This window comes from Streptomyces sp. NPDC003032 (assembly GCF_053591415.1).
The window spans coordinates 1-10,637 of sequence record NZ_JBSFTT010000044.1; the positions used below are offsets into that span (position 1 = coordinate 1).

Sequence of the window (10,637 nt, forward strand, 5' to 3'; positions counted from 1 at the left end):
CGAGCGCACCATCGCCTGGCTCCACGGCTTTCGCCGCCTGCGCATCCGCTGGGAACGACGCGACGACATCCATGAAGCCTTCCTCGGCCTCGCCGTCTGCCTGATCACCCACCGCCACGTCCAACGGCTTTGTTAGCACCTTTAAGACCCGGATGATGACATCGGCCGGCCGCTGAGCGACTCCCAGCGGTCGAGCAACCTGCAGACATTCGTTGCGGCGGCGGCACGGCACACTGGAGCCACGGTCACCGATCGTGTGCATCTGCAGATCACGCGCGACATCGCAGAGGGGTTCGCCGCTCATAGCGCCCAGGGCGGGGCAACAAAGGTGCAGGTGTGGGAGTGGATCGCACAGCACACCCGTCCTGCCTACCCGGCGGAGTTGTTCGAGTCACGCTGGCAGGTCTTCGAGAGCGAGCAACTCATCCGCCCCTACCGGTCCAAGAAGCACCAACTGCGGCACTCCTTTCATCCGCTGGGCACTGTCTTCCTGATGATCTGCGACCGGCTGGAGAGCCACGGCGGCATCGACGAGTTGATCGGCCTGCTGGACCGGACCCAAGAACTGCTCGACCGCGAGCATCCTGACCGGGATGCAGTCGCCCGCAACATCATTTTCTGCCAGTGGGTGTTCGCAACGTTCGCGGTTCAGCTCGAGGCGCTGGTCCTGGACGGCTCGCTAAAGGAGCTGATCGAGGACCAACGGCAGTACAACCACCAGGACCTGGACCAGCGTGTCCTTCGCCTGAACCGTGACGTGAACCGGCACTTCCCGAAGGACGTCGACCTCGCCCACAAGGCCGTGGCCATGGTCGAGGCCGAGCAGCAGTACGGCCACTGGGTCGCGCAAGCGCTGCTGCGGGTGCTGGATCACGCCGGGGTTGCCCTGGACTTCGATGTCCTATCGGCCGAGGAGTACCTGGAGGCGGCCCGCAACGCCCCACCGGAACGGCTCGCGGAGGCCGGCGCCGCGCTGGTGGTGGATGCGCCGCAGGTGTGGGTGGATGCGGGGGCTGTGGTGGACGCTGTGGATGCGTTCGCGCCGCGCCACCGGGCGCGCTACCGGCCGCAGATGCCCAAGGGGTCGCCGGAGCGGGATCCGTTCGGCGCCGTGGTCGAGCGAGGGGTAAGGGAACGGGCACGTCGCGAACGGGCTGCCGATCGCATGCTTCTGGAGCGTGACCGCGTCGAGGTGACGGAGGAGTTGCGGCGGTCGCGGTGGCCGCGGGCCGTCCGGCTCCTGACGGATCTGATCATGCTGGACGCCGACCCCCACGCTCCGTACCGGCTGGAGATCGGCTCCGAGCTCATCATCGACCGTGAGGCGTGGGTGACGTATCTGCATCCGGTCACGGTCCACCGCATGGAGCGTCCTGCGGCTACCGCGCCGGAGGACCTGGTGACAAGCGAGCACACCGATGAAGAACGCTGATGTGCCCCTGATCCTTGCCGCCGCCCGAGCCGGTGGCACGCTCGCCCCCGGAGCCTGCCGCCTGGGCTGCTGGCCGAGGCCGATGAGACGGCCCGGATCGCAGGGCGCAGCCTCATGGAATGCGACTGCCCGTGGCCCACCCCGGCCAGTTCGGGCGGCCGTCCGGGCCCGCTGGGTCGTGCGCTCGTGCTGGGCTGGTCACAAGCGCCGGTTCCCGAGGAACTCGGCACCTACCCCGTCGCCCGGCTCACTCCCACCCAGATGATCACCTTCGCCTTGTGCCTGGCCCGGGCGTGGCCCGACCTGAACTGGCCCCCCTACCCTGGCCGCCCGTTCGCGCGCGCCGACATCCTGGACGCGGCCGGGGACATCGGACTGGACGTGAAGTTCGCCAAAGCCGCCCTCGACGGAGAGCTGCAGTTGCTGCTGCTGATCGTCCGCGAGGGACAGCGGCTGCGGCTGGGGCCGGCGGTGGCCGCTCTGCCCGCCACCTTCGCCGAAACCATGCGGCGCTTCCACGACCAGCTCCCGGGCGCAGGCCAGGCCCCGCCGATGCAGAAGGACGACGATGAGTGAAATACCGCTCTCCGACGTCGACGAGGCCCACGTCCAGTCCGCCCTCGCAGCCTTGGAGACCGCCGACGGACTGGTGCCCGGCGCAGCGTTTCCCGCCCTACAGACCGATGCGCTGCGGGCGGTCGTCGCCCGGCGTCTGGCCGGCCTCGGCCGTGTCCTGCTGGTCCGCGAACACCATGGAATATTCGGTTTCACCAGCGGCTACGACGACACCGTGGGCGAACGCCTGGCCGCCGAGGGCATCGGAGTCCTGCCGCCCGTGGACCGGGCGGTGCTGGTACTGGTCCTGCTGCGCACGGTCGCAGCCCCCCGCGCCCGCGGCGTCCACGGGTCGGCGACCTGGCTCGCAGACGGGCCCGGCACCAGCGTCGAGGAGCTGTACGCCAACCCCTACTTCACCTACGAGCAGCTGCGCCCGGCGGTGCGCCGCCTCAAGGCACGCCGCCTGCTGCGAGAAGGCTTTCACCGCGCCCTACTGCCGGGCCCGGCGCTGCTGCGGCTGACGGAAGCACAGTCGGCCCGGCTGTGGGAGGACCTGGTCGTGGTCACCCAGCCCGACTCGATGTACGCCCGGGCCATCCGCCAGCGCCGCCAGGAGCAGACACCGCCCGAACCCTCCTCCGCCCCGCGGGAGGTAGCACCATGAACACTGCCACCGAACCGCAGGAGACGCAGCCCCCCGAAGAAGTCCCGATCAGCCTCGGGATCATCGGGGAACGGCAACTTTTGTGCGCCCAGACCTTCGACATCGCCCGGCACCCCTCGGCCGCGGTCGGTCTCATCCCCGGCTGCTTCATCGCCGTCTCCGGTAAGGGGCCCACGGATTCGAACGAGTCCGGCAAGACCAGCTGGCTGGCCGCCGTCTCGTTGCTGCTGGGCGATCCGGAATGGCGGATGCACAGCAGCGGCCCGGCGTCGGTGGCGGACTTGCTCTTCGAACCGCAGACCGCAGGGATCGGCGCCCAGGGCTATGCGCCCGCGACCACCGGCTACATCGCCGGGCTCTTCGCCGACCCGGATGATGTCCCCGCCAGCGCCCACACCGTGTGGCTGAAGTTGTCCGCCACCCCGACGTACGTCGAGGTCCGGCATGCCCCGGGCATCCATCTGGCTACCGCTCAGGACGACGTCGAACGCCATGACCAAGCCGCCGAGATCTACCGCGCGTTGCCGTCCGCGTCCGCGCTGGGCGCCACCCAGTACGCGACTGCCTTGTACGGGCCCGTTCCCCGTTGCCTCGCGTTCCTGACCTCCCGGGGCAAACGACGCGGCGGCCCGTCCCTCCTCAAGCTCGACACCGGCCTGTTCACCCCGGCCGGCATCGGCACCGCGCTCATCGACCTCACCGGCCGCGCCACTCTCCTGGACACCGACGCGTCCTTGCGCCACGACCTGAGCGAAGCAGAACGCGAGCTGCTGACCAGCCGGAGCGAGGACATCACCAGCTACGCGGCCGAGGAGCGGGCCCTGCACACCGTCATCCAGCGCATCAGCGCCCGAGAAGAGCTCGTCCGAGCCCAGGACATGTGGGCCCCTGCACTACGCCCGGGGGCTGCTAGACGCGCTGGACCGCACCGAACAGCTGCAGGCCGCACTGGGCGAACAAGAAGAGGCACGGGCACGCGCCCGGGGTGACCGGGAAGCAGCCCAAGCCGCTCAGCGCGCCCTCGACGACCCCGAGCGCCTGGCCCGTCGACACGACGAGGCGGCGCATGCCGAAGAGGGCGCCGAGCAGCGTCTCACCCGGGCCCGGGACGACGAGAGCAGCGCCCGTCACCGCTTGGCCGCACACGATCAAGCCCTCCAGGACGCGGAGGGTGCCGCAGCGGGAGTCCACGGGGACCTCGACGACGCCCGCCTCGAAGCCCAACAGGCCCGCCAGCACACCATCGCCTGCGAAGCCCGTGTGACCCAGGCCGCCACGCTGCGCCAGAACGCCCAAGATGACCTCGCCCGCGCCGGCGAGGGCCGTTACGGCACCGTCGGCCAAACGATCAGCGCCCTGGGCGAAGCCGGCATCCACGCCACCGGACTGCTCGACGGACTCACACTCGCTCCCGAGGAACGCACCGCTTGGGAGCCCCGGCTGGCGCTGTACCGCGACGCCGTGTGCATCGCGACGTCCTCCGTCGCTACCGCCCGGGCGGCCCTGGTCGGCCAGCCCGGCGCCCTCCTCATCGGTGTACCCGACACGGACCGCCACGGCCACGATCCCATCCAAGGGTTCCTGGACATCCTGGCCGCGCGCATGCACCTGGAACACGCCCCGGACACCGCGGTCGACAACGCTCTCGGTCTGTACGTACTGGGTGGATACGCCGAGCCGCTCACCGGGCGAGCCTCCCTCCTGACCCGCCTGCGCGCCGCACTGGACCAAGCCGAACAAGACCTCGACCAGGCTCAGCGGCAGCGCGACCAGGCCGTGGAAACCGAAGCGCAGAGCACCGAACTCGTCCGCCGCCTGGAAGCAGCCGCACTCGCCGCGCGCCTGCGGTCCCAGCGCCCCGCTCTGGAAGACGAACTCGCCACCCTCCACCAGGCGACCGCCGCGCGCCAGCAGGAGAGGGACGCAGCACAAGCCGCCTTCCAAGATGCCCTCGTCGCCCACAAGACCCTCGCGCTCCAGCACACCCAGGCGCAAGCCGCCATCGACACGGCCCAGGCCGCTGAAGCACAAGCCGCCGAACAGCTCACCACTGTCCAGCAGCAGATCGACGATCTCGACATCAGCTACTGGCAAGAACACGGCGGCAGCCGCGCAGCCGCTCTGCGCGCCCTGCGCTGGCCCACCGCCTCACCAGCCACCTCGGATCGCCCACAGGTCCAACCGGAACGCCGCAGTGAGAACACTCTGCGCCAGCGCGCGGGCCGCCATCTCGAACGAGCCCTCGAAGCGATCGGCATCGACGTCGACACCGGCGTCGGCGCCCCGACCGGCGCACTCAAGGACGCGATCCGGCTCCGCAACAACCTCGCCGATGATGCCGGCGGCCGCCGCTTCGCCGATGCCACCGCGTTCGAGGCGCCCGTCCGCGCCCTGAAGGACTGGCTAGCCCGATTCGCCGAGTCCGACGTCTCAGCCGCGAACCGCATCGCCGAAGAGCGCGCCCAACGGGCCAGCAGGATCGCCTTCGGTGAGCAGAAGGTCGGCGACCTGCGAGAGAGCCTGCGCACCATGCAGGGCAGTATCGCCCTGCGGCTCGAACAAGCCCTGGGTGACATAGAGGACGCGCTGGTCACGCTCAACCGGGACGCCGGGCTGTACGGTGCCGAACTGCGCCGGACGCTCACTCCGCCCCCGACTCTGCAGGACATGTGGAGGTGCGAAGTCACCCCATGCTGGCGGCGTACCCCGCACGGCCCGATGCTGCCCTACGACAACATCACCAACTCGGCCCAAGAGAAGCTGTTCTCCATCCACCTGGTCCTGGCCTCCCTGCTCGCCTCCCCACACCCACGTGGGCGCCTGCTCATCCTCGACGAACTGGGCGACTCGCTCGGCTCCCACCACCGCCGCGAGGTCCTCGGCGCCCTTGCCACCAGCGCCCACGGCAACGGCATCACCATCCTGGGCACCTGCCAGGAATCCCTTCTGGACGACGCCACCGAACACAGCGGTGAACTCCTCTACTTCAACTACCCCAGCCACACGGAAGCCCTCAACGCACCCACCCGGATGTTCGGCTACGACGCCAACGGCGAGCGCATCGAGCTGACCACGGAGGTTCTGCTAGCCGGACGCACCTGGTGGTAGACGATGCAGCCCACCGGTCCAACCATCCCCCTGAAGGGCCTCCCCCAAGGACTCACCGCACACGCCGTCGTACGCACCCACCACGCCGCCGACGGAACCAGACGTCTCGTCAACGCACGCCAGACCGGTATGCCCCACTACTCCCAAGTCGACCTCACCGCGACCACGCTGCCGGAACACCTTGCCACCGACGCCATCCCGCCCCTCGCCAGCAGCGGTGACCGGGCCTTCGTCTTCAACGCCGCGCACCGCGAGTGGCGCGCCATACAGCGGCGCTACGGCAGGCACGCCTGGGCGACCGCGATAACACTCACCCGCGCCGGCGTGGTCGTGCTGCGCTGCAACGTCACCGCCTCCGAGATGGCCCTCGGAGCTCCCATCCGCTGGTATCGCACCGACGCCGCCACCCGCACGGCCGCCCAGCTCTCAACTCAGCAGACCGCCACGCGCGATCAGCTCCGCGCCAGCGTCCAGGAGGCCGTTGATACGCTGCGCGCCCGCCTGAGTGACGCGACCACCCGCTTCTCCACGATGAAGGGGCTCACCGAAACGGCTCTGGAAAGCTTGCGATCCGCGCTGCAAGCAGAACTGGACCGACCCTCACCCGCGCCGAAACGCTCACGCATCCTGATCGCAGTCACCCGCGACCTGTGCGAGGGCACCACCCACCCCAATGCTCGGGCCTTTTCCCAAGCACACACAGGCCACACGAAAACCTGGGACGACGCCCGCAGCATCCTCAATCACTGCGGTGTCGCCCGCGACGTGGCCACCGCCATCGGACTCCAACGCGACAGCCGCATCGGAGCCGGAGGGGCCATCGCCCTTCAGACCGCAGGACATAGCCTGCCCCTGGCTCATCTTCGGGGCCCCATACTCCTCCGCGCCGAACAGACCGACATGTGCCTGACTCTCACCGGCGCCCGCCTAATCGTCGTCGAGAACCTGCAGGCCGCCGAGACGCTGTGCGACGCCTTGAACGTGAGAACCACGAGCAGCGACGTCGGCATCGCGTACTGCGGGGGAATGCCCAGCACAGCCGTCCTCGGTCGCATCGCCCACCTCGCAGCGGCCGGCGATACGATCGTCATCGCTCCCGACGCGGACCTCGGCGGCATCCGCATCGCCACCGCCGTCTACCAAGCTCTGCCGCCCGCAGCCCAGACCAGAAGCGTGTTCTGCGACGTTGGATCCGCTGCCCATGTACGGCAGAGGCCATGGGCGCCGGACAGCCCCGTCTGGGAGGCGTTGCGAACAGCCCAGGCTGGTCCAGCTGCTGCACTCGCCCAAGGCTGCCTCGACCGCGGCTACCCTGTTGAACAGGAAGCCGCCATCATCGAAAGCGTGCTGCGCCTCATCTAAGAGCCGCTGGCTGGGCTTTCACCTGTTTGTACGCCGTCGCTTCTTCAGCTTCGCTTTTCAGCCTTCGACGCACTCAGACGGTATGGAGATGAGCCGTTAGCCCGGGATTCGCCGTACCAGGCATGGAACACATACGAAATTGAAGGCGCTCGCAATCTCAGTTCTGAGCTTGAGTGGGGTACGGGATTGTCAACTCGTGCTCCTCCAGACTACGCAGGATCGCCATGCCATTTGAAATTTTATTTAGCAGGAACAGTTCCCGCGTGCGGCAGTCCGGGCACAGGCTGACCATCGCCAATGGCCATAGATCGATCGGTACACCTGACGGGGTGCCGTCGACATAGACCCGCTCCCGTCGCAGAGGATGGTCGATCGACCGACTAAACGGCTCCCAGCTCGGGTGACTCCCTCGTAGCCTCAGGCCCACAACCTGGTAGGAGGCATCATCGAGGTATTCGCAGCGCTCCACCCAGAACCAGTCTGTACTCGACAGCCAGTTGACTGAGCTGAGAGCCGAGACCACATACGGCTCAAGCTTTTCGACATCCTCATCGAGTTCATGGCTCCCGCGCACCCCGTGAGCATGGTGGGAATCGTTACGAGAATCCCTGATTTTATTCAGAAGCGATAGCGTGACATCGCGCTCATGGAGCGCGACAAGTTCCGGCAGTCGAGGATTTGGGACCTCGTCCATGAATTTCTTAATGAGCGTGGTCCAAGTGCCAAAGGTCGCCCCTTTGCCGAGGTTGTTGCGCAGAGATCTAGTGAATCCATTGTGGTGCGCAATCAGTTCACGCAGGGCAAGGATGCCCAGGGTGCGTGCCGTTCCCTCACCAAGCTTGAGCAGACCGTCCTTCCTCTCGGCCGGGTGGGTGCTCACGCGGTAACGCCGTGCGAGAGCGGCTACGTGAAATGGATAGCTCGCCTCCGCACGCCACACGGGGTCGTCGAAAGGGCGCACCAATCGTGCCGCGAGGCGCGCCTCGCGGGCGACAAACCGGATGGACTGACGGATCTCCGCAACGCGCGTCTCGGGGTTCTCGAAGACGTTCGGCAAGATGCCCTCCGTCGCCATGCGTAGCGCATGGCGCCCCTCCTGTACTTCTGCAAGTAGATTCTGAACCTCCGGGGCCATGACCAGCTCCACCGGCACTGGCGTGTCGAGCAGCTCTCGAGCTTGCGGGTAAGCCGTACTCCCCTTGCGAGAGTTGAGCCATTCGCATAGCACACGGCCGCTTCCCTCGGTGGGGTGCAGCACGAACAGCCGAGTGACAGCGTCACCGAACCCTGCAGGCAGAAGGCGCCAGTTACCGGAGCGCCCGACCAAGTCACCGCCCGCGCAAGGCGTCAGTTCAGAGTCATCCAATTCCGCATCTGGAAGTTCCAAGGCCGAGTCGACGCTGCGCAGATAGGATGCCGTGAGGTGTTTGGGCGGGATGGGCTCCGCCTCACCTCGCCGCGGAGGGCGCAGCTTGACACGCTCCGTCTCCAGCTGCGCGAAGGCCCGCAACGGCCCGAACGCTCCGTCGAGTTCCGCGACGTAGAAAAGCGAGGGCCGGATGGCGCAGCCGACCCTGGTCTTCGCATGGTCGAGCCAGGCATCCGGGGTATGCGGCAGCACCTCTGTGCGGAAGTACCGATCAGGGTCGTCCCGCAACGGCACGACGACCAGGTCACGCAGCTCCGGATCGGGTTCTCTCACGCCTTGGCGCTGCTGCACTTCTCCTTGATCGTCGCGTACCCCGATCGCGTTCCGGACGCTCCTTTCGAAGGCGGCACCTCGCGGCCAGGGCTGGCCGACGGCCACGGCCGCGCGCCGCAGTGCCGAGAAAGCGTCGGAGCTTGTGGCCCAAGACGTTCCGACCAATCCACTCAGCGCGCCAATCAGCTTTTCGGGATGGTCTCCTCGCTGGATCGGTCTCAGAGAGGAAAGCTGGTGCAAGGCGTCGGTGGTGAATTCGAAGCGCAGGCGCAGCGGGCGTTCGATGACGATCTGCCGGTAGAGCAGGTCCTCGTTCCGCACGACACTCACGTGGCCGCGGGGGGATCCGCCGACCGGAGCTGACAGCGCCTCTTCATAGAGCCGGACGATCTTACTGAGTTGATCGGGGCCGAGGTACTTCCGCTTACTGCCCGATGACCGCCGCGTCTTCTGCCAGTGGTCTTGCGCTTTGACCAGGGCCACCCTGCCCTGGTGCGTCGGCTTCTTGCGATTGCTCAGGATCCAGAGGTACGTGCTGATGCCGGTGTTGTAGAAGAGCTGGTCGGGCAAGGCGACGATGCCCTCGAGCCAGTCATTCTCAATGATCCATCGCCGGATGTCGGACTCGCCCGAGCCAGAAGCTCCGCCTTGCATGGGGGCACCGCTGAACAGGACGACAACACGGCTTCCGCCGCCGAAAGCGTCCGCCGGTTTCATCTTCGCCAGCATGTGCTGGAGGAAGAGCAGCGACCCGTCACTGACACGCGGCAGACCTGCAGCGAAGCGCCCCTCATCGCCCAGTTCATGCTCGGCGCGGACCTGACATTCGGCGTTCTTCCAGCTCAGGCCGAACGGGGGGTGCGCCAACAGGTAGTCGAAGTGCTGATTGACGAAGACGTTGTCCCGCAAGACGTTCCCGAACCGGATCTGCGCCGGGTCGCGTCCGCTCATCAGCATGTTGGAGCCAGCGACGGCCCAGGTCTCGGCGTTGATCTCCTGGCCGTGCAGAGACACGTGCGCCCCGGCATGGGCGGACTCGATGCGCTCAGCCACCTCGTCGAGCAGGCCGCCGGTTCCGCAGGCCGGGTCGTGGACCGTACGGAGCACGCCGGGCCGCGCGAGCTCATCCTGGTCGGGCAGCACCAGAAGGGCGGACATCAGCCGGCCGACGTCACGAGGGGTGACGTGCTCATCCGCGCCGGTCCCTCCTGCCTGTTCGGCAGAGCGCCGCACGAGGTCCTCGAACACAAACCCCATGTCGTCGGCAGAGAGAGGTCCCCCCAGGTCTATGGAGAGGAACCGGCTGACGATGGCATACAGCAGCCCAGTGTGGTGGAGCCGTTCGATGGTGCGGTCAAACTCGAAGCGCTGGAACACGTCCCTGACGTTCTCGGAGAAACCGTGCACATACTCGCGCAGCAACCACTCTGAGTTGCCCGGATCGGCGGCGACCGCGTCCAGTGCATAGCGGCTGGTGTTGAAGAACGGGCGGCCCGAGGCACGATGGAGGACGCTTTCCAGGTAAGAGTCCGGATATGCACCCTTATCCACCAATTTCGCCAAGGCGTCCTGCACCTCCTGCCGCGTGGGTCCGAGGAGGCAATCCAGGCGCCGCAGCACCGTGAACGGCAAAACAACGCTGCCATACTCAGATGTCTTGAAGTCTCCGCGAAGAAGATCCGTGAGCGACCAGATATGCCTGGAAAGCTGCGTCCCTGAATCGCCCATGGCGTTCCCCTCCGGTCACCCGGCCCCTCCCACACTCAAGGCCGATCTTCACACAGTCACTGGATCTTACGCAGAGGGCACCA

Annotated in this window: 8 protein-coding genes and 1 pseudogene; 7 read left to right on the forward strand and 2 right to left on the reverse strand. The window is 67.3% G+C overall.

Translation table 11 applies throughout. The features are described 5' to 3' along the window. The 5 genes and pseudogenes from ACWDZ7_RS36840 to ACWDZ7_RS36860 form a co-directional block, all read left to right on the forward strand. A pseudogene (locus ACWDZ7_RS36840) lies at positions 1–136 on the forward strand (IS5/IS1182 family transposase); the annotation flags it as partial. 120 nt (positions 137–256) lie between these two features. Next, the gene (locus tag ACWDZ7_RS36845) at positions 257–1,432 is read left to right on the forward strand and encodes a hypothetical protein (protein WP_451803106.1); all 1,176 of its coding nucleotides are present in this window, start codon (positions 257–259) and stop codon (positions 1,430–1,432) included. A 114-nt stretch (positions 1,433–1,546) separates the two neighbouring features. Then, positions 1,547–2,008: a hypothetical protein gene (locus tag ACWDZ7_RS36850; RefSeq protein ID WP_451803107.1), complete on the forward strand. Its 462-nt coding sequence runs from the start codon at positions 1,547–1,549 to the stop codon at positions 2,006–2,008. Next, positions 2,001–2,654 carry a hypothetical protein gene (locus ACWDZ7_RS36855; RefSeq protein ID WP_451803108.1) on the forward strand — a complete coding sequence of 218 codons (654 nt, stop codon included), beginning with the start codon at positions 2,001–2,003 and terminating at the stop codon, positions 2,652–2,654. Before ACWDZ7_RS36850 ends, ACWDZ7_RS36855 begins: the two co-directional genes overlap by 8 nt. Beyond that, positions 2,651–3,643 (forward strand): hypothetical protein, encoded by a 993-nt coding sequence (locus ACWDZ7_RS36860; RefSeq protein ID WP_451803109.1) that lies wholly within the window; start codon positions 2,651–2,653, stop codon positions 3,641–3,643. The genes ACWDZ7_RS36855 and ACWDZ7_RS36860 overlap by 4 nt, the downstream gene beginning before the upstream one ends. Here ACWDZ7_RS36860 and ACWDZ7_RS36865 read toward each other — a convergent pair. After that, the gene (locus ACWDZ7_RS36865; protein ID WP_451803110.1) at positions 3,564–3,893 is read right to left on the reverse strand and encodes a hypothetical protein; all 330 of its coding nucleotides are present in this window, start codon (positions 3,891–3,893) and stop codon (positions 3,564–3,566) included. The two genes, ACWDZ7_RS36860 and ACWDZ7_RS36865, sit on opposite strands and share 80 nt — an antisense overlap. Before the next feature lie 21 nt (positions 3,894–3,914). Between ACWDZ7_RS36865 and ACWDZ7_RS36870 the strand changes: the two genes are divergently transcribed. Both ACWDZ7_RS36870 and ACWDZ7_RS36875 read left to right on the forward strand, forming a co-directional pair. Continuing rightward, the gene (locus ACWDZ7_RS36870; RefSeq protein ID WP_451803111.1) at positions 3,915–5,762 is read left to right on the forward strand and encodes a hypothetical protein; all 1,848 of its coding nucleotides are present in this window, start codon (positions 3,915–3,917) and stop codon (positions 5,760–5,762) included. Between the two features lie 3 nt (positions 5,763–5,765). Next, positions 5,766–7,124, forward strand: a complete 1,359-nt coding sequence (locus ACWDZ7_RS36875) for a DUF2399 domain-containing protein (RefSeq protein ID WP_451803112.1) — start codon at positions 5,766–5,768, stop codon at positions 7,122–7,124. A gap of 157 nt (positions 7,125–7,281) precedes the next feature. On the opposite strand, the gene ACWDZ7_RS36880 is transcribed toward ACWDZ7_RS36875, so the two are convergent. Continuing rightward, entirely contained in the window at positions 7,282–10,554 is a 3,273-nt protein-coding gene (locus ACWDZ7_RS36880; protein WP_451803113.1) for a type I restriction-modification system subunit M, read from the reverse strand. Between the last annotated feature and the right edge of the window lie 83 nt (positions 10,555–10,637).

What these genes read in the sequence shown, in the direction of transcription:
- ACWDZ7_RS36850 (WP_451803107.1), top strand. Translation starts at nt 1,547, where the DNA reads ATGGAATGCGACTGCCCGTGGCCCACCCCGGCCAGTTCGGGCGGCCGT.
- ACWDZ7_RS36855 (WP_451803108.1), top strand. Translation starts at nt 2,001, where the DNA reads ATGAGTGAAATACCGCTCTCCGACGTCGACGAGGCCCACGTCCAGTCC.
- ACWDZ7_RS36860 (WP_451803109.1), top strand. Translation starts at nt 2,651, where the DNA reads ATGAACACTGCCACCGAACCGCAGGAGACGCAGCCCCCCGAAGAAGTC.
- ACWDZ7_RS36875 (WP_451803112.1), top strand. Translation starts at nt 5,766, where the DNA reads ATGCAGCCCACCGGTCCAACCATCCCCCTGAAGGGCCTCCCCCAAGGA.
- ACWDZ7_RS36880 (WP_451803113.1), bottom strand. Translation starts at nt 10,554, where the DNA reads ATGGGCGATTCAGGGACGCAGCTTTCCAGGCATATCTGGTCGCTCACG.